We start from the raw sequence: 24,722 nt of genomic DNA on the forward strand, positions 1-24,722 counted from the left end.
ACCGCCACACGAAAAGGATTCTCTTATGTCTACCACTCTCTTCAGCCTGGCCTTCGGTGTCGGCACCCAGAATCGCCAGGGCGACTGGCTGGAAGTCTTCTACTCGCTGCCGCTGCTGCAGCCGGCCGGCGAGCTGATCGCGGCGATCAGCCCGATCCTCGGCTACACCGGCGGCAACCAGGCCATCGCCATCACCATCAACCAGGCCGCCGAGCTGGCCGATGCGGTCAAGCCGCTGGATGCCAAGCAGCACGCGCTGCTCACGCGCCTGGCCGAGAGCCAGCGCCCACTGGTGGTGACGCTGCTGGCCGAGGATGCTGCGCCGACCTCAACGCCCGAGGCCTACCTCAAACTGCACCTGCTCTCGCATCGCCTGGTCAAGCCGCACGGCCTGAACCTCTCCGGCATCTTCGCGCTGCTGCCCAACGTCGCCTGGACCAGCCAGGGCGCGGTCGATCTCGTCGAACTGGGCGAGCGCCAGCTGGAAGCCCGTCTGAAGGGTGAGCTGCTGGAAGTCTTCTCGGTGGACAAGTTCCCGAAGATGACCGACTACGTGGTCCCGAGCGGTGTGCGCATCGCCGACAGCGCCCGCGTGCGCCTGGGCGCCTATGTCGGTGAAGGCACCACGGTGATGCACGAAGGCTTCATCAACTTCAATGCCGGCACCGCCGGTCCGGGGATGATCGAAGGCCGCGTGTCGGCCGGCGTATTCGTCGGCAAGGGCTCGGACCTCGGCGGCGGTTGCTCGACGATGGGTACCCTGTCCGGCGGCGGCAACATCGTGATTTCCGTGGGCGAAGGCTGTCTGATCGGCGCCAATGCCGGCATCGGTATCCCGCTGGGCGACCGCAACACCGTCGAATCCGGTCTGTACATCACCGCCGGGACCAAGGTCAGCCTGCTCGACGAGAACAGCCAGCTGGTGCAGGTGGTCAAGGCACGCGATCTGGCCGGTCAGCCGGACCTGCTGTTCCGCCGCAACTCGCAGACCGGCGCGGTGGAGTGCAAGACCCACAAGTCGGCGATCGAGCTGAACGAAGCACTGCACGCGCACAACTGAGCGCCGACCAGGGTTACCGGTGCGCTTGTCGCCCGGTAGCCCGCGCACCACGCCGAGGCCAGACATGATTTTGCATTCCCCCTGGCGTGCCGATTTCCCGGCCCTGGCCGTGCTCGAAGCCCAGGGCCAGACCTATCTCGACAGCGCCGCCACCGCACAGAAGCCGCAGGCGCTGATCGACGCGCTGACCGGTTACTACACCTGCGGCGCCGCCAACGTGCACCGCGCCCAGCACCAGCCGGCCGAGCGCGCCACGCGCGCCTTCGAGGACGCGCGGGTCAAGGTCGCCCGGTGGTTAAACGCCGCCGGCCCGACCGAGATCGTCTTTACCCACGGCGCCACCGAGGCGCTGAACCTGCTGGCCTACGGGTTGGAGCATCTGCTGCAGGCGGACGACGAGATCGTCATCAGTGCACTGGAACACCATGCCAATCTACTGCCCTGGCAGCAGCTCGCCCTGCGTCGGGGTGCCCGCCTGGTGGTGCTGCCGCTGGATGCGCAAGGCCTCATCGACCTGCCGGCCGCTGCGGCACTGATCGGCCCGCGCACCCGCCTGCTCGCGGTGAGCCAGTTATCCAACGTGCTGGGCAGCTGGCAGCCGCTGCAGGCTGTGCTGTCGCTGGCCAGGGCGCAGGGCGCGCTGACCATCGTCGACGGCGCGCAGGGCGTGGTGCACGGTCGCCACGACCTGCAGGCGCTCGCCTGCGATTTCTACGTGATGTCCAGCCACAAGCTCTACGGGCCGGACGGCGTCGGCGTGCTCTATGGCCGTGGCGAGTCGTTGCTGCAGCTCAGGCACTGGCAGTTCGGCGGCGAGATGGTGCGCGTCGCCGAATACCACCGCGCCGAGTTCCATGCTGCGCCGCTCGGCTTCGAAGCGGGCACGCCGCCGATCGCCGGGGTGATCGGCCTGGGCGCCAGCCTGGATTACCTCGCCGGGCTGGACGCGACAGCGGTCGAGACGCACGAACAGACGCTGCACCGCGCCCTGCTTGACGGCCTGCGCCAGCGCGAAGGCGTGCGCCTGCTCGGCGCGCCCAGCGTCGCGCTCGCCAGCTTCGTCGTCGACGGCGTGCACCATGCCGATCTGGCGCACCTGCTCACCGAGCAGGGCATCGCCGTGCGCAGCGGCAATCACTGCGCGATGCCGCTGATGAAGGAACTGGGCCTCACCGGCGCGATTCGCGTCTCGCTCGGTCTGTACAACGACGGCGGCGACCTGCAGCGCTTCTTCGAGGCGCTGGATCGCAGCCTGGAGCTGTTGCGATGAGCGCCCTGCCCCCGCGCGCCGAACAGGCGCTCACCGCCTTCGACGCCGCGCCGGGCTGGGAGCAGCGTGCACGCCTGCTGATGCAATGGGGCGAACAGCTGGAACCGCTCGCCGACAGCGAGCGCTGCGAGGCGAATCGGGTCCATGGCTGCGAAAGTCAGGTCTGGCTGGTCGGCGAGCAGCGCGACGGCCGCTGGCATTTCCGCGCCAGCAGCGATGCACGCCTGTTACGCGGCCTGCTGGCGGTGCTGCTGGCCCGCGTCGATGGACTGGATGACGGCGAATTGGCGCGCGTGGACCCGAGCGAGTGGTTCAGCCAGCTCGGGTTAGCGCGTCAGCTGTCACCGTCGCGCAGCAACGGCATGCATGCCGTGCTGCAGCGGATGCGCGAGCTGACGGCCGGCTGAAGCCGCCGTCGGCAAAACTCAGCGCTTGCGCAGGATCACGCTGCCGATCGAGTAGCCGGCACCGAACGAGCTGAGTACACCGAGGCTGCCACTGGGCAGGTCATCCTGGTGCTTGTGGAAAGCGATCACCGAACCGGCCGAACTGGTGTTGGCGTAGGTATCGAGAATCACCGGCGCTTCCTGCTCGGTGGCATCGCGGCCCAGCAGCCGGCGCACGATCAGGTGGTTCATGTTGAGGTTGGCCTGGTGCAGCCAGAAGCGCTTGACCGACTCCACGGCGATACCATTTTCCTGCAGGTGCGCGCCGATCAGCTCGGCGACCATCGGGCAGACTTCCTTGAACACCTTGCGGCCTTCCTGGATGAACAGCTTGTCCGCGTCGTCCTTGTGCTCTTCGGCAGCGCGGTTGAGGAAGCCGAAGTTGTTGCGGATGTTGTTAGAAAACTCGGTCACCAGCTTGGTGCTGACCACATCCCATTGGTGCTCGGAGGTCGCCAGATCGGCGCGCTCGATGATCACCGCGGTGCAGGCGTCGCCGAAGATGAAATGGCTGTCGCGATCACGGAAGTTCATGTGGCCGGTGCAGATTTCCGGGTTGACCATCAGGATCGCCCGCGCCTGACCGAGCTTGACGCTGTTCACTGCGTTCTGGATGCCGAAGGTCGCCGAGGAACAGGCCACGTTCATGTCGAAGCCGAAGCCCTTGATGCCCAGCGCGGCCTGCACTTCGATGGCGATAGCCGGATACGGACGCTGCAGGTTGGAACAGGCGACGATCACGCCATCGATATCGGCGGCCGTCTTGCCGGCCCGCGCCAACGCCTCTTCGGCAGCCTTGACCGACATTTCGCAGAGGATCGACCACTCGTCGTTGCTACGCTCGGGAATGCGCGGAACCATGCGCTCGGGATCGAGAATACCGGCCTTGTCGGTGACGTAACGGCTCTTGATGCCCGAGGCCTTTTCGATGAAGGCAACGCTCGACTCGGGCAGCGCCTGGACCTCACCGGCGGCGATGGCAGCCGCGTGGTCGCTGTTGAAGCGCTGCACGTAGGCGTTGAACGACGCCACCAGTTCTTCGTTGGAGATGCTGCTGGCAGGGGTGTAAAGGCCGGTACCGCTGATGACGACGTCGTACACAGTCGTTCCTCTTGAATGATTGGCTGATCGTTTCTCTAACGTTCGGAGCGCGTCGACCACGGCCGTACGAGTGCTCCCAGCGCCGGGTTAATGCCGGCTATTGTGCATTAAAAGGCAAAAGAATCCGCAACCTGGCAGCGAAACCAGAGGAAAAACCGATAATTTCGCAACGCCTAGGCGTGACCGCTCGGTCGTAAAACAAAGAAGGCGTCTTGCGACGCCCTCTTTGTGTATAGACCAATCGGTCGGATTCACTTGATACCCTGACCGAGCAGCACTCCATTGACCTCCTTGCCGTACAGGTTCACCCCGTCGTTGGCGTGGTACTTGTCGCGGGTCTTCTCGATCGAACCTTCGATCAGCCGCGGATCCTGCGGGCGTTCATGGCTGTTCATGAAGGCAGCGACGTTCCACGCCTGCTCGTCGGTCAGCGAGCCGCCCTTGCCCAGCGGCATGCTCTGCTTGATGAACGCCGCAGCGGTGTTGATGCGGTGCATCCCGGCGCCCCAGTTGAACGAGTCCCGGCCCCAGAGCGGCGGGAACACATAGTTGCCGCCCGCCTTCTGCCCCTCGCCATTGGCGCCGTGGCAAACCGCGCACTGCTCGGCATACACCTGCCTGCCCTGGGCGATGTCGTAACCCGCCTTCGGTTGCGGCACCTCGGGGTAGGCACGGCCGGGCAGTTCCTGGCCGGTCGGTGCGCCCGTCGACAGCCAGTACGAATAGGCCGTCAGCGCGTTGATCACATGGCTGTCGGCCGCCGGCGGCTTGCCGTTCATGCTGAACTGGAAACAGCCCTGGACGCGTTCGGCGTAGCTGTTGACCTTGTCGTTCTTCTTGCGATACGCCGGGTACATCGGATACGCGCCCCACAGCGGCGCGGAGTTGGCCTTGCGTCCCTGGTCGAGGTGGCAGTTGGTGCAGTTCATGCCATTGCCGACGTACTCGGCGGCGTACTTCTGGGTATCGATGAAGATGGCTCGGCCATCCTGCACCAGCTTGCCGAAGGCATTGTCCGGCAGGTCTTTCTCGTGCGGGGGCTGGAAATACGCCTCGCTCGGCGCCTTGCTGGCGCTGGCAACCAGTTGCGACTGGTCATCCATGCGGATTTTTTCGGCAGCCTGCAGCGGCACGGCAACGGCCAGGGCCAGGAGCGCTGGGATAAGAGTGTTCATCGGCAGTCTCCTCATGGCTGGCTCAGGTTGGCGAAATATTCCGAAACCGCCTGGACTTCGGCATCGGTCAGCCCGCGGGCGACATGGCCCATCAGATCGTTCGGATCGTTCTTGCGCGTACCCTGGCGCCAGGCCTGCAACTGGCCGGCAATGTATTGTGCGGGCTGCCCCGCGAGCGCCGGGAAGGCGTCACCCACGCCGATGCCGCTCGGCCCGTGACAGGAAACGCATTCGGGAATGTTGCGCGCCCAGGCACCGCGTAGCGCGAGCTGTGCGCCGAGGTCATCGGCTTTTTCCACCCGCGTCACCAGTGGCACGTCGACGGCCGGCAGCGCAGCGAGTATTTCAGTCACCGCGGCGATTTCCTCATCCGTCAGCGCGGCCGCCAGGGGCTGCATCACGGGAGCGCTGCGCGCGCCGCTGCGGATGTCCTCCAGCTGCTTGCGCATGTAGGCGGCGGAAAGTCCTGCCAGGCGCGGGAAACCACCGGCCGCCATCCCTTCGCCATTGGCGCCATGACATGTCACACATGCCAGTGCAGCCGGATTGGCGCCCCCCTGGCTATAGATCTTCTGCCCATCGGCAGCGTGCACCTGCAACGCAAGTATCAGTGCACCGGCGCCGGCCAGCGCCCTGCTTGGAATTTTCATGCAAACCCTCATCAGCCTTTATTTTTTAATTTCTTCTGCGCCAGCGCCGTCAGGCAGTGCGGCAGTCTGTCGCAGCGACCCGAAGCTATCACACGCATAACCCTCCAGCCAGTAACGGAATAAGCTTAGAACCGTTGCGAATATATCGTTGCGCCCTATACCCCCAGGGGCATGCTCTCAGAGCAGCAGGCTCCGTCTCGGTTATGCTTGCGTCCCCTGACCAGGACTGCCCCATGAAAGACCAACTCGAAGAATTGCTTCGCCTGATCGGCTCTGGCTGCATGAGCGAAGAAGAAATAGCGCGGATCGCCGGCGAGGCCGCGCAGGCCTATGCCGACCCGGCGGCCTTTCTCGCCGCGAACCCGGACATCAACTATGACGACAACTTCCCCATCCCCCTGGGCGAATGGGTGGTCGTCGGTAGCCTGCCCGAAACCGTGCTGTTCCAGGCCGACGATTACCAGCAGCTGTTCGAGCGCATCGTCTCCTCGTTCGGCCCGCAGGTGTCGTTCGTGCTCAAGGCCAAGCAGCTGGCCAAGACCGAGCCGCTGAAGGCGCTTAATCGCATCCAGGTGCAGCTGAGCAGCCTCTACCCGGAGAAAGGCGGCTACGTGCTGGTGGATTTCAGCGAGCCGCTGGACGACGAACTGCAGGCCGTACTGGTCTACAGCTGCGATGTCGAACGGGTGATGCAGCTGGCGGTGGAAGTCGGCATCTATGCCGCGCCGGCGCTCGATGCGCTCAAGGCCGAACTCGAAGCGGAATGATCAGCGCCGGCGCAGCGGCTCGAGCAGCGGCTTGAGACCGTTGTGGTCGATCTCCTGCATCAGCGCCAGCAGGCGACCGATATCGCCGGGCGGAAAGCCAACCCGGGCGAACCAGTTGAGGTAGTGGCCGGGCAGATCGGCGATCACCCGGCCCTTGTACTTGCCGTAAGGCATGGTCTGGGTGACCAGACGCTGCAGGTCTTCGGGTTTCATCTGGGCGCTCGGCTTGGCGGGACGGCCATACTGCCACAGGACTGCGGCGGGCCGTTCGCTGGCCACTGGCCTTTTATCGATTCGGCATAAACGCCCGCCGCAGGTACTCGGCCATAAATATGGCAGCGCGCCATCCTTCCCGGTAACCCCGGAAATAGACCGGTTGATCGCTGCTCGCCGAGGTTTCAGGCAATCGTTCAATCGACATCATAGGCATTGTCTATTTTTCGTTGTCCGCGAGTTGACCTAGGCCTTCAGACGGCTTACCCGTCCACTTGCGGAGAACAATAAATGAACGCACCACTTACGCACGGCGGCCTCCTCGCGCTGGCCATGAGCCTCGCGCTGCCCGTCGTGCAGGCCGCCGAAACCGACAAGGTCCCCACCAGCTACTCGCCGGTGGTCATCACCGAACGCTTCGACGCGATCATGCAACGCATGGCCGGCGACAAGGCCGGGGTCATGCAGCGCCACCGGGAACTGCTCGAACAACGCTACGACCTTGCCGACAAGCCCGCCGATGGCGTGAAGATGACGCGCGGCAAACCGATCCAGAGCGGCGTGCGGGTCAAGCTGGCGGACGGCGCGAGCTGGGAAGAACTGGCCGGGCTGAGCCCCGAGCAGATTCGCGAGCAGCAGCGCTTCCCCCTCGGCTTCATGCCTCTGCCACATCCCAATCATCCCGAAGGCGGCATGGTCTTCCCGCAGTTTCAGATCGACGAGTTGAAGAAGATCGAGAACCGCGACCTGACGCGCTTCGATCTGGATTTCGATCTGCCCGAGCATTTCCTGCCGGAGTTTCCGGCGCCGATCTTCCTCACCACTCGCCCGGACCTCGGCGACGTGTCCCAGGGCAAGCTGGTCAACATCCGCAATTACTTCGAGCTGTTCAACGGCATCCTCAATCCCAAGCAGCTCGAAGGCCTGCGGCTGCTGGTCACGACCTTTCCGCAGCAACAGTTCAACGCCACCGACGACCGTCGCAGCGAACACCCGCACCCCGGCGTGGCCTGCCTGGACTGCCATGCCAACGGCCACACTAACGGCGCGACGCACCTGGCCGGCGACGTGCGGCCGCAGAAATTCCGCCACCGCATCGACACGCCGACCCTGCGCGGCGTCAACATCCAGCAGATCTTCGGCTCGCAGCGCGCGCTGAAGACGGTGGAGGACTTCACCGAATTCGAGCAGCGCGCGGCCTACTTCGACGGGGACATCGTGACGGCCGCGAAGAAGGGCGTGAACGTGCTCGAACGCGGCAGCCAGGTGCATTTCATGGGCGAGTTCCAGGCGCTGCTGGATTTCCCGCCAGCACCCAAGCTGAACGTCGAGGGTCGCCTCGATCCGGCCAAGGCCAGCGAGCAGGAGCTGCGCGGCGAGCAGATCTTTCACGGCAAGGGCGCCTGCGCCGGTTGCCACGTGCCGCCCTACTACACCGACAACCTGATGCACGACCTGCAGACCGAGCGCTTCTACGCGCCGCAGGAATACAACGGCGTGATGGCCGTAGGCGACGGGCCGATCAAGACCTTCCCGCTGCGCGGCATCAAGGAGTCGCCGCCGTACCTGCATGACGGCCGCCTGCTGACCCTCGAAGACAGCGTGGAATTCTTCAACCTGGTCCTGCAGCGCCACCTCAGTCAGCAGGAGAAGGCCGATCTGGTCGCCTTCCTGCGCACGCTCTGAGGCACCGTTTTATCCAGCGCCTCTCGCGGCGCTGGATAAAGCGCGGCTATCCACGGCATAGGCAGACTCCGCTGGCCGGCGCCGTAAGCGCGGCCGACAATGAGCGCCATCGCCCGCCGTGCCCCAGGAGCCGAACATGCAAGCGCCCAAGCCAACCCCCGAACTGGATGACGCCACCCTCGCCTTCGCCGAACAGGTCTTCGACTGCGCGCGCAAGGGCGACAGCGACCGGCTCGGCGAACTGCTCGCCCAGGGACTGCCGGCCAACCTGCGCAACCATGCCGGCGATAGCCTGCTGATGCTCGCCAGCTACCACGGTCATGTCGACACCGTGCGCCTGTTGCTGCAGCACGGCGCCGATCCACAGCTGCGCAATGCACGCGGCCAGACGCCGCTGGCGGGCGCCGCATTCAAGGGTGACCTGCCGATGATCCGTCTGCTGCTGGAACACGGCGCCGACGTCGAGGGCGCCTCGCCCGACGGCCGCACCGCGCTGATGATCGCCGCGATGTTCAACCGTAGCGAGATCGTCGAATTCCTGATTGCCCAGGGGGCCGATCCACATGCCTGCGATGCGGGCGGTGCAACGGCGCTGGCCGCTGCGGCGATGATGGGCGCGACCGACACCCAGGCCCTGCTCGCCCGGCTGACCGGCTGAGCCGCAGGCTCAGAGCGCGGCGACCAGCGGAGCCTCGTGCGATCCCAGCGACGGCGCGACGCTGATGCGATTGCGCCCGTCGTGCTTGGCCGCGTACAGCGCCCGGTCGGCGGCGGCGATCCACTCCAGCGCATCCTGCATGCTCGGCTCGAAGGCCGCGATACCGATGCTCAGGCTGGTCGACAGCTGTGGCGCGCTGTCGAAATCCAGCCGCGCGATGTCCTCGCGCAGCCGTTCCATCACCTCATACGCGAGGGCGCCATTGGCGCCGGGCAACAGCACGCAGAACTCATCCCCGCCATAGCGGCCGGACAGATCGCCGACCCGCAGGTTGCGCGCGATGCAGGCCCCCACCTGTCGCAGCACCACATCGCCCAGCGGATGTCCGTAGCGGTCATTGATGTTCTTGAAATGATCGACGTCGATCAGCGCCAGCGCCGCGTCGCCGCCACGGGTCTGGCGATGGCTGAATTCCAGCCGGAACAACTCGTCCCAGTAGCTGCGATTGAACAGCCCGGTCAGCCCGTCGGTGCGGCTCAGCTCGCGCAGTGCCTGCTTGTGCCGGACCAGTTGCATGGCCAGCCGGTAAAGCACCATGCCGATCACCAGCGGATGGACGATCAGCATGGGAATGCAGGCGTAGATCTGCATCTGGCTGGTACGCGGCGCGAAACCGAAGCCCAGCAGCAGTCCGGCCAGCACCATGCCAGCCATTTGCGCCAGCAAACCGCGCAGGACGAACGCCGCGCCGCCGGTGGCGCAATTGTTCATCGCCATCATCGACAACAGCACCGCGCTGGGCAGCGTGTTGTACTGCATGGCGCCGATGAAGAAGCCGCCCAGCAGCGAATCGATCAGCACCTGACGGCGCTCGGCGCGCAGCGGCGACGGTGATCGACGGCTCAGCCAATAGGCAAGGAACGGCCACAGATAGCAGAAGCCGATCAGCAGCGCCCAGGTCCACACTGGCGTCGCCGGACGCTCGATGAACACCGCGGCGACGCAGAAGAAACCCACGCCCAATCCAATGAAGCGTGGGTAGAACGCACGACGGGATACGGACGAACGGGTGGTCGCTTCCGTGAACGGATGGTCTGGCATTAGGCACCTGGGAGGAACGGCCAAACCTCAATATAGCCCATCGCCATTACACGAAACATCGCCGGACAACGGCGCTGCACGGTCAGTCCAGCGCGTACTGGAAGGTGCTGACCACCCGCAGGCGCTTGCCGATGGTGCGACCGCTTTCCATGTCGCTGCCGTCGTCGTCGATGACCCGGATCACGCCCTGGTTGGCATTGCGCAACTCGCCCAGTCGTGCGCCGGCATCGTCGGCGAAACGCGTCGCCTGTTCGCGCGCGTTGGCGGTGGCCTGCTGCAGCAGAACGGGCTTGAGTTCGTTGAAGCCGCGCAGCTGGTAGCGCGGCCCGGTGGCGCCGCCGCTTTCGCTGTCCAGCTGCACGCCGGCCTGGATCAGCGGATCGAGCGCATTGGCGGCCGCCGCCACCGCATCGACCCGCGCGGTCTTGACCAGCACCTGACCCTGGCCGTTGAAACGCAGCGCCACTTCCTGCGAACCCCATTCGCGCGCCAGCAGATCCTGCACTTGCAGCGGTCGTACCTCGATCTCCGCCTCGTCGAAGCCCTGCTCGCGCAGGAAGGCAACCACCGCCTGGCGATCCCCGGCCAGCCGCTGCTGCAGCTCGGCAAAGTCATCGCCACCGCGACGAAAGCCGAGCGTCCAGACCGCGAAGTCGCTCTTCACGTCCATCTCCGCCAGGCCCTTGACCGTCACCGAGCGATCGGCGACGCGAAAACGCTCGACGCCCTGCCCCACCGACCACCCGGCAAACGCCACCGCCGCGGCGAGCAGCGCCGCCGAAAAGAATCCCACACGCACCATGACGCTTCCTCCTGTTGGCCGCCTCGCCGCACCGGCAAAGCGCAACCGATCAACCTCGTCCCATTCGCTCCAATGCTTCCAGACGAACCGCCAGATGCTGTTCCAGCTCGCTCAGACGCCTCTGCAACGCCGTGCGCTCGTCTTCCGTCAGCGCTTCCTGCAGCCGTTCGCGCAAGCGGACGCGCTCGTGCAGCAGATCGATTTCCCGTGGCGGTACGCCCGCGCTCTTCAGCACCTGGAACGGCAGGCGCAGCCCTTGGGGCGTCTGCAGCCAGGCGCTATCGATCGGCAGCGGCGCGCCGCGGGAAGTGACGCCGCGCTGCCATTCGGCGACCTGCTGCGCGATCCGCCGCTCGATGTCCTGGTCGATGGTGCTCATCCGCGCTGCTCCGTCAAAACCTGTCGCAAGCCTATCGCAGCGCGCGCCGACTGCAACGGCCGGCGGACTGAAAACCGCTGTAACCAATCGACGCTGACGAGTGCCGCGGCGGGATTTATTCTTGCGTCTCCTTTGTCCTGAAAGAGCTGCATGAACATTCCCTGTACCCAGCCGCGTTCGTCGCCCCTGACGAATGCGGCGCCCGTCTCCGGCTTCGGCCACGCAACCACTTCACTCTTCGGCCCGGCAGCAGTTGCCCGGCACGGCGCACGCCAGGTGCGCTATTCCCTCACCACACGAGGCCCCATCGATGGAATGGCTCGCTGATCCCACGGCCTGGCTAGGCCTGTTCACGCTCATCGTCCTGGAAATCGTCCTGGGTATCGACAACCTGGTATTCATCGCGATCCTGGCGGACAAACTGCCGCCGGAGCAGCGCGACCGCGCGCGCGTCATCGGCCTGAGCCTGGCGCTGGTGATGCGCCTGGGCCTGCTGGCGAGCATCGCCTGGCTGGTCACACTCACCGAACCGCTGTTCGAGATATTCGGCAAGAGCTTCTCCGGGCGTGACCTGATCATGCTCGGCGGCGGCCTGTTCCTGCTGTTCAAGGCGACGATGGAGCTGCACGAGCGCCTCGAAGGGCGCATGCAGCAGCACAGCGGCAGCAAGGCCTATGCGCGTTTCTGGCCGGTGGTGGCGCAGATCATCGTGCTCGACGCGGTGTTCTCGCTCGATGCGGTGATCACCGCCGTCGGCATGGTCGAACACCTGCAGGTGATGATGATCGCGGTGGTCATCTCGATGACCCTGATGCTGCTGGCAAGCAAGCCGCTGACTGCGTTCGTCAACGCGCGGCCGACGGTGATCATGCTGTGCCTGGGCTTTTTGATGATGATCGGCTTCAGCCTGACCGCCGAGGGCTTGGGTTACCACATTCCCAAGGGCTACCTGTACGCGGCCATCGGCTTCTCGATCGCCATCGAGTTCTTCAACCAACTGGCCCGCGCACGCCGCAAGCGCAGCCTGCAGGGCACCCGTCCGTTGCGCGAACGCACTGCGCATGCGGTGCTGCGCCTGCTCGGCGGCAAACTGGAAGCCGACGAAGTGGACGACGAGATCACCGACATGCTCGGCCCGGACGGCGCCGGCGCCACGCCGTTCAACCGCCGCGAACGGGTGATGATCAGCGGCGTGCTGCACCTGGCCGAGCAGTCGATCCGCACGGTGATGACCGACCGCATGGAGGTGGATCGCATCAATCTCGACGACGAAACGGCAAAGGTGCAGGCCGGGCTGCTCAACTCGCCGCATTCACGGCTGGTGGTCACCCGCGACGACGCGCCGGACGAGCCGCTGGGCTACGTGCACAAGAAGGAACTGCTGCGTGCCCTGCTCAACGGCCAGACGCCGGACATCGAACCGCTGGTGCGCACGCCGATCAACCTGCCCGATAGCTGCACCGTGCTCAGCGCCCTGGAACAGATGCGCCAGGCCTCGACGCACGTTGCCTTCGTGGTCAACGAATTCGGCGGCTTCGAGGGCCTGGTGACGCTGACCGACATCCTCGAAGCCATCGCCGGTGAACTGCCGGATGCCAGCGAAGTGGAAGGCCCGGACATCGAGCCGGTCGACGGCGGCTATCGCGTCAACGGCGCGGTCAACCTCGCGGTGCTGCGCGAGCGGCTGGGGTTCAGGGCGGCGGTTACCGACGATTACCAGACGCTGGCGGGGCTGGTGATGAGCCTGCTCGATCGGCTGCCGATGATCGGCGACCGGGTGGAACATGCCAACTGGCGGCTGCACGTAACCGAGGTGAAGGAGCGGCGGGTGACTGGGGTGCTGCTCAAGCGCATCGAGGCAGCCGATCAGGTGGGGTGATTGGCGCCTCTGGCTCAGCGAAGGCCCGGCAGCCTGTTGTCGGGCCTTTTTTGTGGTGCATTTGCCCATATCCGACGTGAGATCTTTCAGCCGACGAGATCGCCACGGGGCACAAAGGCCCATACCCGCCACCCCACCGCTCTGTATCATTCCCTCCCAGCGAACCGCTCCCCCAAAACACCGGTCTGCTCATCGGCAACAACAAGAAACGACAAGGACACCCCATGCCCAGTCTCAACCTGCAGATTCTCGTTGCCGCCTGCCTCGGCGTGCTGATCGGCTGGCTCGTTGGCGGCCAGCCCGAGGAAGCCGCCCTGCGCGAAGGCACGCTGTATGCCGCCGGGCTGGTCTCCAGCGTGTTCATCGGCATGCTGAAGATGGTGCTGATCCCGCTGGTGTTCACCTCCATCGCCGTTGGCGTGGCCAGCCTGCAACAGCACCAGCAGGTCCACAGGGTGTGGCTGACCACGCTGATCTATTTCACCAGCACCACGGCGCTGGCGATGCTGCTGGCGCTGACGGCGGCGAACATCTTCAAGCCAGGCGCCGGGTTGTCGCTGGACCTGTTCGCCGATCAGCTGGCGGATTTCCAGGCAAGCCAGCTGACCCTGCCGGAATTCTTCCAGCACTTCTTCGCCGGACTGTTCCAGAACCCGTTCGCCGCCTTCGCCGCGAACAACGTGCTGGCGGTGGTGGTCTTCGCGCTGTTCGTCGGCATCGCGCTGGTCGCCGGTGGCGAGCGCTACCGCAACATCCTCAACGTGCTGCAGGAATTTCTCGAGATGCTGCTGCGCATCGTCGGCTGGATCATGTGGCTGGCGCCGCTGGGCATCCTCGCGCTGCTGATCCGACTGGTCGCCGAGCAGGACGCCGCGCTGCTCTCGGCGGTGGGCGGCTTCGTCATGCTGATCTTCGCCACCACGCTGTTCCACGGCGCGGTGGTGCTGCCGCTGATTCTCTACTTCACCACCGGTCGCTCGCCGCTGTGGTTCTGGCGCGGCGCGCGGGATGCGCTGATCACCGCCTTCGCCACCAGCTCCAGCTCGGCAACGCTGCCGGTGTCGATCCGCTGCGCCGAGGAGAACCTCAAGGTAGAAAAACGCTACGCCGGCTTCGTTCTGCCGCTGGGCGCCACCATGAACATGGACGGCACCGCGCTGTATGAGGCCGCCGCGGCGCTGTTCGTCGCCAATCTGGTGGGCGTCGACCTGACGCTCGGCCAGCAGGCCGTGGTGTGCTTCACCGCGATGGTCGCCTCGATTGGCGCGCCGGGCATTCCCAGCGCCGGCATGGTGACAATGGTGATGGTGCTGCAGGCGGTTGGATTGCCGGCCGAAGCCATCGCCATCCTGCTGCCAATCGATCGCCTGCTGGATACGGTGCGCACCTCGATCAACGTGCAGGGCGACATCACCGGCAGTGTGGTCGTGCAGCATCTGGCAAACGACCGGGCCTGATGACCATGCAGAGCCACAACCCGTTTCACTACATCGCCAAGTACCCCTCCGCCGGCCTGCTGCTGATCCAGCTGCTGGGCATCCTGCTCTATCCGTTCATGGAAGAACTGCCCGAACCGCGCGCGTTCTTCGGCGCGTTCAGCGCCATCGTGCTGATGTCGGCGCTGCGCATGGTGCGCCGCAGCCCGACGCTGCATAGCGTGGCCTTCATACTCGCGGCGGTGATCGTTGCCCTGAACGTCATCGGCGTGTTCGTGACCAGCTCCTCGCTCGACCTCTGTCTGTTCGTGCTGGAAGCCGGCTTCTATTTCTATGCGACCGTCAGCCTGATCGGCTACATGAACGAAGACCAGCGCGCCACCACCGACGAACTGTTCGCCGTGGGCGCCACCTTCACGCTGCTGGCATGGGCCTTCGCCTATGTCTTCATGGCCTGCCAGATGCTCTATCCCGGCAGTTTCACCGGCGCCGCGCAGCCGGATTCGCCACGCAGCTGGATGGAGATGCTGTTCCTCAGCGTCACCCTGCTCTCCGGCGTCGGCCTGGGCGACATCCTGCCCGTGACGCCGCAGGCGCGTGCAGTGGTGATGCTCGAGGAAATCGCCGGGGTGATGTACATCGCCCTGGTGGTGTCGCGCCTGATCGGTCTGACCATCGTGCGACGCTGAACATCGACGGCGCCGCTCGGCAAAGCCGGCGGCGTCGCGTAGTCAACTCGCCTTGAAGCGACTGACGTTGTCCAGCAGCGTCCCGGCCAGGTCGCTCAGGCGGCTGGCGGTGTGATGGTTGCTGCCGACCGCCTCGCCGTTTTCCTCGGCCATGCGTGCGATGGTGCTGACCTGCTGGGCGATCTCCGCGGAAGCGGCGCTCTGCTCGCGCAGCGCATGGGAGATTTCCGCCACGGTGTCGAGCACCTGATTGGCCGCCTCGCGAATGCCGCCCATCGCCTCGCCGGCGCGCTGCGCACGGGCAACGCCTTCGTTGACGCGCACCACGCCCTGCTCCATGCCCTGCACGGCGCCCTCGGTGCCCTGCTGGATGGCGGCGACCATCTGCGAGATTTCCTTGGTCGACTGGGCGGTGCGCTCGGCCAGCTTGCGCACCTCGTCGGCGACCACCGCGAAGCCGCGGCCCTGCTCGCCGGCGCGTGCGGCTTCAATCGCCGCATTCAGCGCCAGCAGGTTGGTCTGCGCGGCGATATCGCCGATCACCCCGACGATTGCCGAGATCTGCCCGGAGCGCTCGCCCAGCTCGGCGACGGTGCGCGCCGAATCGCCCACCGACACCGCGATCTGGCTGATTTCCTCGACCACCGCCGCAACGATCTCGCCGCCCTGGCGCGACAGCTCGCCGGAACGGTGCGCCAGCGCATCGGCATCGCCGGCGTTGCGCGCGATGCTCTCGATCCCCACAGTCATCTGCTCGACCGCCGCCGCCATGCTCGCCGCGGCATCGCTCTGGCACTGCGAGGCGACGTGAATCTGCCCAGATGCCGCGACCAGACTGCGCGCCGAATCGGCGACATGGTCGGAGTTGTCCTTGATGTTGCCGATCAGACGGCGCATGGCATCGGCCATGTCGTTGAAGCTGCCGGCCACGTAGCGCAGCTCGTCACTCGCCGCCAGCTGGATATGCGTGGTGAGGTCGCCGGCGGCGAGCTTCTCGCTGCCTTCGCGCAGGCTGCGGATGCTGGTCATCACCGACAGGTAGGCGCCGACCGACAGGTAGCCGATCACCGCAAGCACTCCGGCCAGCACGGCGAGGTTCAGGTACAGCACCTGGCGGGCATCGGCGATGCGCTGGTGCAGCAGCTGGTCGAGGGTCGGCAGCAGCACGTCGTGCATCTGGCTGTAGCCGATGCCGATGGCCTCGGTAGCCATGTCGAAGAACTGCACCGAGGTGGTGCTGGTGAAATCGCCCTCGAAGACCAGCGCATGCATGACGCGCTCGATGTTCTGCCCGCGCTCGTCCATCGCCGTCACCGCCTCGGTGAGGCGCGTACGCAGTTCCGGGCGCAGCGCGACGACCTTGTCCAGGCTGTCGCGCATGTTGCCGGTGGCGCTCTTGATCTGCTCGCTCAGCACGATCAGCGCGGTGCGCCGCTGATCGTCGACGTTGCCCTGCGCCAGTGCGGCCGCGCCGCTGCCACGCAGCTGGCCGATGCGCTCGATCAGGCTGGGCATGTGATTCAGCGCGGCGGACATCAGGTAGAAGGTTTCCGCCTCGGGATCGAAGGTCAGGCCATAGGCATCGGCCAGCTGCGTCTGGAAGCTCAGCAGCTTGCCGATCAGCGCGGTGTGCGCCTGAAAGTTGCGGCTCTGCGGCCAGCTCAGGCCGTCACGACGAATCTCGCCCCAGGCCTGGCCGATCTCCTGCCACTGGCGCAGTGCGCGTTTATCCTCGGCCAGCGTGCGTTCGAGCAGCGCCCGCGCCGCCTCGATATCCGTCTCGCGCTCGCTGCGGCGCGTCGCCAGCGCACTGTTTCCACCCAGCAGCATCGACGACATGCCGCGGTGCTGCTGCACCAGTTCCACCAGTTTGGCCATCGGTCGCGACAGCGAAGAGGCGACCAGCTCGTTCTCCGAGCGCTCGATGGTGCGGTTGAGCTGGCCGGCCAGGCTCAGCATCAGGCTGGCAAAGACGGCGGTGACCAGCAGCCCGAGCAGGCCGAACTTGATCGGATAGCTGAGCCGGTTCATCAAGGCTTCGGCGGGCAGGAAGAGCGTTTTCATGGGGGCGTGTCCTGAAGGGGTCGCAGGCGCTGCACGAAGCCGCTCGAGCCCTGGGGGCTATGTGAGTCACCGGCAACTGCAGAACATCCAGTTTCAGGCGCCAAAATACGGACGTGACCAGACAGTCTCCCTGACCGGAATCAAGGATGCAGTTCACAGTATGGCAATCCGCCATACCGCCTGTCCGATAGATCAGAAAATGCACTGCCAGCACCGCTGGAATGCGACGATCCAGCGTTTTCGCCCGATTGCGCCGAACTCCTGTGCGCCCCTGCAATCCATTCAGCCTGAGCCGGCGGCAGGCACCGCAATCAGGCTTTACCGCCACGCCAGCCGGTGAATAATGCCGGCCCCCTTCCCATTCCTCGAGGTGACCATGACGGCGCAAGCCACCGCAACGATGCCAGCCCTTTCCGCACGCGCCGTCCTGCTGATCGAACTGGCGCTGGCCATGGGTGGTTTCGCCATCGGCACCGGTGAGTTCGCCATCATGGGCCTGATGCCCGAGGTCGCCCGCGGCCTGGCCATCAGCGAACCACAGGTCGGCCATGTGATCAGCACCTACGCGCTCGGCGTAGTGGTCGGTGCGCCGCTGCTAGCGATCCTCGGTTCGCGACTGTTCCGCCGCCACCTGCTGTTGCTGCTGATGGGCTTCTTCGCCCTGGGGAACTTCGCCAGCGCCCTGGCGCCGGACTATCACACGCTGATGGCCTTCCGCTTCGTCACCGGCCTGCCTCACGGCGCCTACTTCGGTGTGGCGATGCTGGTAGCTGCCTCGATGGTCGCGCCGGACAAGCGCGCCCAGGCCGTGGCTCGGGTGCTGATGGGCCTGACGGTGGCGATCCTGATCGGCAACCCGATCGCCACCTGGCTCGGCCAATGGCTGAGCTGGCGCTATGCCTTCGCCCTGGTCGGCGCCATCGCGTTGCTCACCGTGCTGCTGGTGGCGCTGTTCCTGCCACTCAATCACGACGAGCCGCGCAACAGCCCGCTGCACGAGATCCGCGCGTTCCATCGGCCGCAGGTCTGGCTGGCCCTGGCGATCAGCTCGATCGGTTTCGCCGGCATGTTCTGCGTGTTCAGTTACATGGCGCCGACGCTGCTGGAAGTCACCCGCGTCAATGCCGGCTGGATTCCCTTCGCCCTCGCTGCGTTCGGCCTTGGCGGCATCATCGGCAACGTGGTCGGCGGCTGGCTGTTCGACCGCCTGCGCTTTCAGGCCGTCGCCTGGCTGTTGCTGTGGAGCGCGCTGGTGCTGCTGGTATTCCCGCTCGCGGCGCATTCGACATGGACGATCTTTCCGGCGGTATTCGCGGTGGGAACCATGGTCTCGCTGTCACCGGCCTTGCAGACCCATCTGATGGACGTCGCCGCGGATGCCCAGACGCTTGCCGCGGCGTCCAACCACGCCGCCTTCAACATCGCCAATGCCCTCGGCCCCTGGCTCGGCGGCCTGGCGATCAGCGCCGGTTTCGGCTGGACCTCTACTGGCTACATCGGCGCCGCGACGGCCGTCGGCGGGCTGCTGGTATTCGCCTGGGCGTGGCAACTGCAAGCGAACGCGCCGGACTGCGGCGAACCGCGCTCGCAGTGCTGCAACTAAGCTCGATGCGGCCACTCGGCGACGTTCCCCGGCGCTAGCATCGGGCAGCACCGGCTGACGGGAATACCTCCGCAGCGCTATATACAAAACGATATAGCGCGCTCCAGAATGCCACCTTTCACAGCAGCAGCGGATCGCTCATGAGCCGTTCTTCAGGTGACACGGATTCGAGCAGGTTGCCAGCCGGCTCGGCGGAACAAACAACGGGCGCGGCACACCTTCCTCTGCGCGTGGACGGCCAACTCTGGTTCAACCGTGGCGACAAGGGCTACCTGGGCGGCAAGCGCATCGACCTGCTGGAGCAGATCGATGCCACCGGCTCCATTACCCGCGCCGCCAAGGCGATCAAGCTGAGCTACAAGGCCGCCTGGGATGCGGTGGATGCGATGAACAACCTGTCCGAACGGCCGCTGGTGATACGCGCCGCCGGCGGTGCCCAGGGTGGCGGCACGCAGCTGACCGACTTCGGCCGCGAGATGCTGCACGTCTGGCGGCGCATGCAGGCCGAGTACGAGCGCTTCCTCGCCCAGGTCGCCCAGGGCGTCGAGGGTTTCGACGACATCGACCGATTGCTGAGGGCCATCGCCATGAAGACCAGCGCACGCAACCAGTTTCGCGGCCGCATCACCGCCGTCAGCAAGGGCGCCGTCAACGGCAGCCTGAGCCTGGACATCGGCGCCGGCCAGACCATCACCGCCACGCTGACCAACGACAGCATCGACGAGCTGCAGCTCGAAGTCGGCAAGACCGCCATCGCGCTGATCAAGGCCAGCTTCGTGCTGCTCTCGCCCGATCCGCAGGTGCAGATCAGCGCACGCAACCGCCTGACCGGCACCATCAGCGCGCTGCTGCCCGGCGCGGTGAACAGCGAGATCAAGCTGCTGCTGCCCGGCGAGCGCACCCTCGGCGCGGTGATCACCAATGAAAGCGTCGAGGAGCTGGGCCTGGCGGTCGGCCAGCCATGCACCGCGCTGATCAAGGCCTCCCACGTCATCATCGCCATCGATTGAAAGGAGTCGACATGCGCCCCATGCGCCATCTATGCAGCGCCCTGCTGCTCTGCCTGTCCTTCACCGCCAGCGCCGACGAGGTGCAGGTGGCGGTAGCCGCCAACTTCACCGCGCCGATGCAGAAGATCGCCGAGGCCTTCGCTCGCGACACCGGTCACCGCGCCGTGCTGGCCTTCGGCGCCACCGGCAAGTTCTACGCGCAGATCAACAATGGCGCGCCGTTCGACGTGCTGCTGGCGGCCGACGAGCAGACCCCGCAGCGGCTCGAAGACGAAGGCCAGGGCGTGGCGGGCAGCCGCTTCACCTATGCCATCGGCAGCCTGGTGCTGTGGTCGGCGCGCGAGGGCTATGTCGATCCGCAGGGCCGCGTGCTCGCCGACGGCGACTTCCGTCACCTGGCGCTGGCCAACCCCAAGACCGCACCCTACGGCGCCGCAGCGCTGCAGACGCTGGAGAAGCTGGGCCTGCGCGAGCGCCTGCAACCGCGCTTCGTGCAGGGCGAGAACATTGCCCAGACGCACCAGTTCGTCGCCAGCGGTAACGCCGAGCTGGGCTTCATCGCGCTCTCGCAGGTGGTCGAGGACGGGCGCATCGCCCGCGGTTCGGCCTGGCGAGTGCCCGCCGACCAGCACCAGCCGATCCGCCAGGACGCCCTGCTGCTGCAACGTGGCGAGCACAATCCGGCGGCACGCGCGCTGCTCGATTACCTCCGGAGCGCCAGCGCCGTCGCGCTGATCCGCGCCTACGGCTACGAGGTGCCATAAACCAATGATGCTCGACAGCGTCGACCTCGCGGCGATCTGGCTGACCGTCAAGCTGGCCAGCACCACCACCGTGCTGCTGTTGCTGCTCGGCACCCCGCTGGCGTGGTGGCTGGCGCGCACGCATTCCAGGTGGCGCGGGCCGATTGGCGCGGTGGTGGCGCTGCCGCTGGTGCTGCCGCCGACCGTGCTGGGCTTCTACCTGTTGGTGGCGATGGGGCCGAACGGGCTGCTCGGCCAGCTCACCCAGAGCCTGGGCCTGGGTTTGCTGCCGTTCAGCTTTGCCGGCCTGGTGGTCGGCTCGGTGCTGTATTCGATGCCCTTCGTCGTGCAGCCGTTGCAGAACGCCTTCGAGGCCATCGGCGATGCACCGCTGGAAGCCGCCGCGACGCTGCGCGCCAGCCCGTGGGACAGCTTCTTCAGCGTGGTGCTGCCGCTGGCGCGGCCGGGCTTCGTCACCGCCAGCATCCTCGGCTTCGCCCATACCGTCGGCGAGTTCGGCGTGGTGTTGATGATCGGCGGCAACATTCCCGAGAAGACCCGCGTGGTTTCGGTGCAGATCTACGATCACGTCGAGGCGATGGAGTACGCCCAGGCCCACTGGCTGGCCGGTGGCATGCTGCTGTTCTCCTTTCTCGTGCTGCTGGCGCTGTATGGCAGCCGCCAGCGTCAGGGGTGGCGCGGATGAGCGGCGTCCAGGCAATTCGCGCCCGCCTGCGCGTGGACTACGCCGACTTCCGCCTGGACGTCGACCTGGCGCTGCCCGGGCGCGGCGTCACGGCGCTGTTCGGCCACTCCGGCTCGGGCAAGACCACGCTGCTGCGCTGTGTGGCCGGGCTGGAACGCGGCGCCAGCGGACAATTGGAGATCAACGGCGCATGCTGGCAGGACAGCGCCCGCGGGCTGTTCGTGCCGCCGCACCGGCGCGCCATCGGCTACGTGTTCCAGGACGCCAACCTGTTCACGCACCTCTCGGTGCGGCGCAACCTGGAGTTCGGCATGAAGCGCGTGGCGGCGGAGGAACGTCGCGTGGCCTGGGATCAGGCAGTGGACCTGCTGGGCATCGGCCATCTGCTCGAGCGCATGCCCGCGCGGCTGTCCGGCGGCGAGCGTCAGCGCGTCGGCATGGCCCGCGCGCTGCTCACCAGCCCGCGCCTGCTGCTGATGGACGAACCGCTGGCGGCGCTCGACCTCAAGCGCAAGCACGAAATCCTGCCCTATCTCGAACGCCTGCACGACGAGCTGGACATTCCGGTGCTCTACGTCAGCCACTCACCGGACGAGGTGGCTCGGCTGGCCGATCATCTGGTGCTGCTCGACCAGGGCCGGGCCATTGTCCAGGGCGAGCTGCGCGAGACGCTGGCACGGCTCGACCTGCCGACCGCCTTCAGCGACGACGCCGGCGTGGTGGTCGAAGGTGAGATCGCCGGACACGACCCCGCCTATCACCTGACCCGGCTGGTATTTCCGGGCGGCGAGGTGCTGGTTTCGCAACGCCCGCAGGCCATCGGCCAGCGCCTGCGTTTTCGCGTGCACGCGCGCGACGTCAGCCTGGCGCTGGAGCGTGCCGAAGGCAGCAGCATCAGCAACCTGCTGCCGGCCCGGGTCGAGGCGCTGGCGGTGGCCGACACCCCGGCGCACGTGCTGGTGCGCCTGGATGCCGGCGGCACGCCGTTGCTGGCACGCATCACCCGGCGCTCGGCGGACCAGCTCGGCGTGGTTCCCGGCAAGGCGCTGTGGGCGCAGATCAAAACGGTGGCGCTGCTGGGCTGAGTCCCCTCAGGCCGCCTCGGGCAGTTGGGCGATGACCTTGATCTCGAACTGGAAACCGTAGAGCCAGGTCACCCCGACGGCCGTCAGCGTCGGATGCGGCGCCGCGCCCCAATACTGCGCCACGATCTGCCAGACCCGCTCGAAGATCGCCGGCGGATCGACCATGAACACCGTCACGTCGACCACATCCGCGAAGGTGCAGCCTGCGGCGTCGAGAATCGCGTTCAGGTTGTCGAACGCGCGTCGGACCTGTGCCTCCAGCTCCGGCTCCGGCGAACCGTCCTCGCGACTGCCGACCTGCCCGGAAACGAACAGCAAGCCATTGGCGCGGATCGCCGGGGAATAGCGGTTGCGCTCGTACAGGGCCTGGCGCGCCGGCGGAAAAACAACGTCACGGGCCATGCTTCTCTCCTTTTGTGGGGTCGCTGCCGACCCGTCGATGAATGCATAGCCACTGTAGGGCGGCCGCCTGGCTGGATAAACTCGCCAGCCCCACCAAGACTGTTCGTGAAAACCAAACAATCAGCGGAGCGCAGATGGACCGTTTCGATGCAATGCAGGCTTTCGCTCGCGTGGTGGAAACCGGCAGCTTCACCAAGGCGGCCGAAACGCTGCAGATCGGCAAGACCAGCGTCACCCAGATGATTCAACAGCTGGAGGCGCGGCTGCGGGTCCGCCTGCTCAACCGCACCACACGCAAGGTCAACGTCACCGCCGACGGCGCCGCCTACTACGAGCGCGTGGTGCGTCTGCTGGCCGAGCTGGATGATGTCGAGACCAGCCTGTCCGGCGCAGCCACCGTACCCAGGGGACGCCTGCGTGTGGACGTGCCCAGCCCGCTGGCACGCCTGATCCTGATCCCGGCGCTGCCGGGCTTCCACGCACGTTATCCGGACATCCAGCTGGACATGGGCGTCAGCGACCGGCGGGTCGACCTGATCGACGAAAACGTCGATTGCGTGGTGCGCGGCGGCGAGCTGAGCGATCAATCGCTGATCGCCCGCCACGTCGGCGACCTGCGCCTGGCCGTGTATGCCGCGCCTGGCTATCTGCAGCGCGCCGGCACGCCAACGCACCCCGGCGAACTGGAAAACACCCACCACCGGATCGTCGGTTTTCTCTGGGCGCGCACCGGCAAGCCCACGCCGTATGCCATGCAGCGCCAGGACGAGCGGGTCCAGGTGCAGGGCCGCTACGTGCTCGCAGTGGATGACGGCAACGCCTACCTCGCTGCCGGACTGGCCGGAATGGGCGTGTTCTGGCTGCCCGACTACATGGCCGCCGAGCACCTGGCGAACGGTGAGCTGGTGCGCCTGTTCGAGGACTGGCAACTCGAGCCGATGCCGCTGTACCTGGCCTTTGCGCCGAACCGGCACGTCAGCGCGAAGCTGCGGGTGTTCATCGACTGGATCGTCGCGCTTATGGCGCAACATGCGCCGGTGATCGAGCGGGCACCAGAACGAGGCTAGACCTGCAGCGCCAGCCCCAGCAGCACGGCACATTCCACCAGTTCCAGCAGCGCGCCGGCGGTGTCGCCCGTGGTGCCGCCCAGACGACGACGGATGGCGCGGCGCGCCAGCAGGAAGGTCACCGCGGCGCAGCCCAGCGCGAGCAGCCCGTCGACGCCGAGCGGCAGACAACCCATGACCACCACCGCCAGCACGCCGCGCGCGCGCTCGCGCGGCAGGTTCGTCGCCAGTGCGTGGCCGAGACCGTTCGGCCGCACATAGGCCGTCGAGAGGAACAGCGCCAGCAGCGCCGTGCGCCCGAGCAGCGGCGCCAGCAGCAGCGCCACGAGCTGCTGCGCCTGCAACAGCACCAGCAGCGCGACGAACTTCAGCAACAGCAACAGCACCAGCACCACCACGGCCACCGGGCCGCTGCGCGGATCCTTCATGATTGCCAGGGTGCGTTCGCGGTCGCCGAAACCGCCGAGCCAGGCGTCGGCACTGTCGGCCAGACCGTCGAGGTGCAGCGCGCCGCTCAGCGCGACCCACAGCGTCAGCACGAGGGCGGCCTGCAGCACCGGCGGTGTACCGCCCAGCAGCAGCGCGGCCAGCCACAGCAATGCGCCGAGCAGCAGGCCCACGCTCGGGTAGTGCAGCAGCGAGCGCCCCTGCTGCTGCGCGGTCGGCATGACCGGCAGGCGGATCGGCAGGCTGGTGAGAAATTGCACGGCGATGAGCAACGGCAGCATGG

25 protein-coding genes are annotated in these 24,722 nt (G+C 66.3%); 15 read left to right on the forward strand and 10 right to left on the reverse strand.

Annotated features, from left to right (window positions below; translation table 11 throughout):
* Positions 1-25: 25 nt before the first annotated feature.
* The 3 genes from dapD (at position 26) to NAV27_RS03420 (ending at position 2,737) form a co-directional block, all read left to right on the forward strand.
* Entirely contained in the window at positions 26-1,060 is a 1,035-nt protein-coding gene (gene dapD, locus NAV27_RS03410; RefSeq protein ID WP_102827337.1) for a 2,3,4,5-tetrahydropyridine-2,6-dicarboxylate N-succinyltransferase, read from the forward strand.
* A gap of 64 nt (positions 1,061-1,124) precedes the next feature.
* Positions 1,125-2,330 (forward strand): aminotransferase class V-fold PLP-dependent enzyme, encoded by a 1,206-nt coding sequence (locus tag NAV27_RS03415; protein WP_102827338.1) that lies wholly within the window; start codon positions 1,125-1,127, stop codon positions 2,328-2,330.
* Complete coding sequence (locus tag NAV27_RS03420; protein WP_102827339.1) at positions 2,327-2,737, forward strand: SufE family protein; 411 nt, start codon at positions 2,327-2,329, stop codon at positions 2,735-2,737. Before NAV27_RS03415 ends, NAV27_RS03420 begins: the two co-directional genes overlap by 4 nt.
* A gap of 18 nt (positions 2,738-2,755) precedes the next feature.
* On the opposite strand, the gene NAV27_RS03425 is transcribed toward NAV27_RS03420, so the two are convergent.
* The 3 genes from NAV27_RS03425 to NAV27_RS03435 form a co-directional block, all read right to left on the reverse strand.
* Positions 2,756-3,877 (reverse strand): beta-ketoacyl-ACP synthase III, encoded by a 1,122-nt coding sequence (locus NAV27_RS03425; protein ID WP_008568148.1) that lies wholly within the window; start codon positions 3,875-3,877, stop codon positions 2,756-2,758.
* Between the two features lie 251 nt (positions 3,878-4,128).
* On the reverse strand, positions 4,129-5,052 hold the full coding sequence (locus NAV27_RS03430) for a c-type cytochrome (protein WP_102827340.1): 924 nt from the start codon (positions 5,050-5,052) through the stop codon (positions 4,129-4,131).
* Between the two features lie 11 nt (positions 5,053-5,063).
* Positions 5,064-5,702 (reverse strand): c-type cytochrome, encoded by a 639-nt coding sequence (locus NAV27_RS03435; protein WP_102827341.1) that lies wholly within the window; start codon positions 5,700-5,702, stop codon positions 5,064-5,066.
* A 233-nt stretch (positions 5,703-5,935) separates the two neighbouring features.
* Between NAV27_RS03435 and NAV27_RS03440 the strand changes: the two genes are divergently transcribed.
* Entirely contained in the window at positions 5,936-6,469 is a 534-nt protein-coding gene (locus NAV27_RS03440; RefSeq protein ID WP_043296039.1) for a hypothetical protein, read from the forward strand.
* On the opposite strand, the gene NAV27_RS03445 is transcribed toward NAV27_RS03440, so the two are convergent.
* Positions 6,470-6,682, reverse strand: a complete 213-nt coding sequence (locus NAV27_RS03445) for a DUF3820 family protein (RefSeq protein ID WP_043296386.1) — start codon at positions 6,680-6,682, stop codon at positions 6,470-6,472. It abuts the gene before it with no gap.
* 333 nt (positions 6,683-7,015) lie between these two features.
* Here NAV27_RS03445 and NAV27_RS03450 point away from each other — a divergent pair, with 333 nt between their 5' ends.
* Positions 7,016-8,368: a cytochrome B6 gene (locus tag NAV27_RS03450; protein ID WP_085983821.1), complete on the forward strand. Its 1,353-nt coding sequence runs from the start codon at positions 7,016-7,018 to the stop codon at positions 8,366-8,368.
* A gap of 136 nt (positions 8,369-8,504) precedes the next feature.
* Positions 8,505-9,026 (forward strand): ankyrin repeat domain-containing protein, encoded by a 522-nt coding sequence (locus NAV27_RS03455; protein WP_008568154.1) that lies wholly within the window; start codon positions 8,505-8,507, stop codon positions 9,024-9,026.
* A gap of 9 nt (positions 9,027-9,035) precedes the next feature.
* Here NAV27_RS03455 and NAV27_RS03460 read toward each other — a convergent pair whose 3' ends face one another.
* The 3 genes from NAV27_RS03460 to NAV27_RS03470 all read right to left on the reverse strand — a co-directional run bounded on the left by NAV27_RS03460 (position 9,036) and on the right by NAV27_RS03470 (position 11,308).
* Complete coding sequence (locus tag NAV27_RS03460) at positions 9,036-10,127, reverse strand: diguanylate cyclase (RefSeq protein ID WP_102827342.1); 1,092 nt, start codon at positions 10,125-10,127, stop codon at positions 9,036-9,038.
* Positions 10,128-10,209: 82 nt separating this feature from the next.
* Positions 10,210-10,929 (reverse strand): SIMPL domain-containing protein, encoded by a 720-nt coding sequence (locus NAV27_RS03465; protein WP_008568158.1) that lies wholly within the window; start codon positions 10,927-10,929, stop codon positions 10,210-10,212.
* A 49-nt stretch (positions 10,930-10,978) separates the two neighbouring features.
* Positions 10,979-11,308, reverse strand: a complete 330-nt coding sequence (locus NAV27_RS03470) for a DUF1992 domain-containing protein (protein WP_102827343.1) — start codon at positions 11,306-11,308, stop codon at positions 10,979-10,981.
* Positions 11,309-11,618: 310 nt separating this feature from the next.
* Between NAV27_RS03470 and NAV27_RS03475 the strand changes: the two genes are divergently transcribed.
* The 3 genes from NAV27_RS03475 (at position 11,619) to NAV27_RS03485 (ending at position 15,312) form a co-directional block, all read left to right on the forward strand.
* Positions 11,619-13,187, forward strand: a complete 1,569-nt coding sequence (locus tag NAV27_RS03475; protein ID WP_102827345.1) for a TerC family protein — start codon at positions 11,619-11,621, stop codon at positions 13,185-13,187.
* A 224-nt stretch (positions 13,188-13,411) separates the two neighbouring features.
* Positions 13,412-14,644 (forward strand): dicarboxylate/amino acid:cation symporter, encoded by a 1,233-nt coding sequence (locus NAV27_RS03480; protein ID WP_102827346.1) that lies wholly within the window; start codon positions 13,412-13,414, stop codon positions 14,642-14,644.
* 5 nt (positions 14,645-14,649) lie between these two features.
* Positions 14,650-15,312: an ion channel gene (locus tag NAV27_RS03485; protein WP_102827732.1), complete on the forward strand. Its 663-nt coding sequence runs from the start codon at positions 14,650-14,652 to the stop codon at positions 15,310-15,312.
* Between the two features lie 42 nt (positions 15,313-15,354).
* Here the strand turns inward: NAV27_RS03485 and NAV27_RS03490 are convergent, their stop codons facing one another.
* Positions 15,355-17,376 carry a methyl-accepting chemotaxis protein gene (locus tag NAV27_RS03490; RefSeq protein ID WP_102827347.1) on the reverse strand — a complete coding sequence of 674 codons (2,022 nt, stop codon included), beginning with the start codon at positions 17,374-17,376 and terminating at the stop codon, positions 15,355-15,357.
* A gap of 376 nt (positions 17,377-17,752) precedes the next feature.
* Between NAV27_RS03490 and NAV27_RS03495 the strand changes: the two genes are divergently transcribed.
* The 5 genes from NAV27_RS03495 (at position 17,753) to modC (ending at position 22,523) form a co-directional block, all read left to right on the forward strand.
* Positions 17,753-18,979, forward strand: coding sequence for an MFS transporter (locus tag NAV27_RS03495; protein WP_037019835.1), 1,227 nt, complete (start codon positions 17,753-17,755; stop codon positions 18,977-18,979).
* Positions 18,980-19,209: 230 nt separating this feature from the next.
* Positions 19,210-19,989, forward strand: a complete 780-nt coding sequence (locus NAV27_RS03500) for a TOBE domain-containing protein (RefSeq protein ID WP_180981379.1) — start codon at positions 19,210-19,212, stop codon at positions 19,987-19,989.
* Between the two features lie 11 nt (positions 19,990-20,000).
* Positions 20,001-20,753, forward strand: a complete 753-nt coding sequence (gene modA, locus NAV27_RS03505) for a molybdate ABC transporter substrate-binding protein (protein ID WP_102827349.1) — start codon at positions 20,001-20,003, stop codon at positions 20,751-20,753.
* A gap of 4 nt (positions 20,754-20,757) precedes the next feature.
* Positions 20,758-21,438 carry a molybdate ABC transporter permease subunit gene (gene modB / locus NAV27_RS03510; protein WP_043296026.1) on the forward strand — a complete coding sequence of 227 codons (681 nt, stop codon included), beginning with the start codon at positions 20,758-20,760 and terminating at the stop codon, positions 21,436-21,438.
* Entirely contained in the window at positions 21,435-22,523 is a 1,089-nt protein-coding gene (gene modC / locus NAV27_RS03515; protein WP_054093762.1) for a molybdenum ABC transporter ATP-binding protein, read from the forward strand. The genes modB and modC overlap by 4 nt, the downstream gene beginning before the upstream one ends.
* 6 nt (positions 22,524-22,529) lie before the next feature.
* On the opposite strand, the gene NAV27_RS03520 is transcribed toward modC, so the two are convergent.
* Complete coding sequence (locus NAV27_RS03520) at positions 22,530-22,925, reverse strand: RidA family protein (RefSeq protein ID WP_102827350.1); 396 nt, start codon at positions 22,923-22,925, stop codon at positions 22,530-22,532.
* A 134-nt stretch (positions 22,926-23,059) separates the two neighbouring features.
* Between NAV27_RS03520 and NAV27_RS03525 the strand changes: the two genes are divergently transcribed.
* The gene (locus NAV27_RS03525; RefSeq protein ID WP_102827351.1) at positions 23,060-23,992 is read left to right on the forward strand and encodes a LysR family transcriptional regulator; all 933 of its coding nucleotides are present in this window, start codon (positions 23,060-23,062) and stop codon (positions 23,990-23,992) included.
* Here NAV27_RS03525 and NAV27_RS03530 read toward each other — a convergent pair.
* Positions 23,989-24,720, reverse strand: a complete 732-nt coding sequence (locus tag NAV27_RS03530; protein WP_102827352.1) for an adenosylcobinamide-GDP ribazoletransferase — start codon at positions 24,718-24,720, stop codon at positions 23,989-23,991. The two genes, NAV27_RS03525 and NAV27_RS03530, sit on opposite strands and share 4 nt — an antisense overlap.
* Positions 24,721-24,722 lie beyond the last annotated feature (2 nt).

The sequence above is a fragment of the Stutzerimonas degradans genome (genome assembly GCF_024448505.1).
Classification (GTDB): Bacteria; Pseudomonadota; Gammaproteobacteria; order Pseudomonadales; family Pseudomonadaceae; genus Stutzerimonas; species Stutzerimonas degradans.

Bases quoted from the DNA above. Each gene is read 5' to 3' on its own strand.
- dapD (WP_102827337.1), top strand. From the start codon at position 26: ATGTCTACCACTCTCTTCAGCCTGGCCTTCGGTGTCGGCACCCAGAAT.
- NAV27_RS03415 (WP_102827338.1), top strand. From the start codon at position 1,125: ATGATTTTGCATTCCCCCTGGCGTGCCGATTTCCCGGCCCTGGCCGTG.
- NAV27_RS03420 (WP_102827339.1), top strand. From the start codon at position 2,327: ATGAGCGCCCTGCCCCCGCGCGCCGAACAGGCGCTCACCGCCTTCGAC.
- NAV27_RS03430 (WP_102827340.1), bottom strand. From the start codon at position 5,052: ATGAACACTCTTATCCCAGCGCTCCTGGCCCTGGCCGTTGCCGTGCCG.
- NAV27_RS03435 (WP_102827341.1), bottom strand. From the start codon at position 5,702: ATGAAAATTCCAAGCAGGGCGCTGGCCGGCGCCGGTGCACTGATACTT.
- NAV27_RS03440 (WP_043296039.1), top strand. From the start codon at position 5,936: ATGAAAGACCAACTCGAAGAATTGCTTCGCCTGATCGGCTCTGGCTGC.
- NAV27_RS03445 (WP_043296386.1), bottom strand. From the start codon at position 6,682: ATGAAACCCGAAGACCTGCAGCGTCTGGTCACCCAGACCATGCCTTAC.
- NAV27_RS03450 (WP_085983821.1), top strand. From the start codon at position 7,016: ATGAGCCTCGCGCTGCCCGTCGTGCAGGCCGCCGAAACCGACAAGGTC.
- NAV27_RS03455 (WP_008568154.1), top strand. From the start codon at position 8,505: ATGCAAGCGCCCAAGCCAACCCCCGAACTGGATGACGCCACCCTCGCC.
- NAV27_RS03460 (WP_102827342.1), bottom strand. From the start codon at position 10,127: ATGCCAGACCATCCGTTCACGGAAGCGACCACCCGTTCGTCCGTATCC.
- NAV27_RS03465 (WP_008568158.1), bottom strand. From the start codon at position 10,929: ATGGTGCGTGTGGGATTCTTTTCGGCGGCGCTGCTCGCCGCGGCGGTG.
- NAV27_RS03470 (WP_102827343.1), bottom strand. From the start codon at position 11,308: ATGAGCACCATCGACCAGGACATCGAGCGGCGGATCGCGCAGCAGGTC.
- NAV27_RS03475 (WP_102827345.1), top strand. From the start codon at position 11,619: ATGGAATGGCTCGCTGATCCCACGGCCTGGCTAGGCCTGTTCACGCTC.
- NAV27_RS03480 (WP_102827346.1), top strand. From the start codon at position 13,412: ATGCCCAGTCTCAACCTGCAGATTCTCGTTGCCGCCTGCCTCGGCGTG.
- NAV27_RS03485 (WP_102827732.1), top strand. From the start codon at position 14,650: ATGCAGAGCCACAACCCGTTTCACTACATCGCCAAGTACCCCTCCGCC.
- NAV27_RS03490 (WP_102827347.1), bottom strand. From the start codon at position 17,376: ATGAAAACGCTCTTCCTGCCCGCCGAAGCCTTGATGAACCGGCTCAGC.
- NAV27_RS03495 (WP_037019835.1), top strand. From the start codon at position 17,753: ATGACGGCGCAAGCCACCGCAACGATGCCAGCCCTTTCCGCACGCGCC.
- modA (WP_102827349.1), top strand. From the start codon at position 20,001: ATGCGCCCCATGCGCCATCTATGCAGCGCCCTGCTGCTCTGCCTGTCC.
- modB (WP_043296026.1), top strand. From the start codon at position 20,758: ATGATGCTCGACAGCGTCGACCTCGCGGCGATCTGGCTGACCGTCAAG.
- modC (WP_054093762.1), top strand. From the start codon at position 21,435: ATGAGCGGCGTCCAGGCAATTCGCGCCCGCCTGCGCGTGGACTACGCC.
- NAV27_RS03520 (WP_102827350.1), bottom strand. From the start codon at position 22,925: ATGGCCCGTGACGTTGTTTTTCCGCCGGCGCGCCAGGCCCTGTACGAG.
- NAV27_RS03525 (WP_102827351.1), top strand. From the start codon at position 23,060: ATGGACCGTTTCGATGCAATGCAGGCTTTCGCTCGCGTGGTGGAAACC.
- NAV27_RS03530 (WP_102827352.1), bottom strand. From the start codon at position 24,720: ATGCTGCCGTTGCTCATCGCCGTGCAATTTCTCACCAGCCTGCCGATC.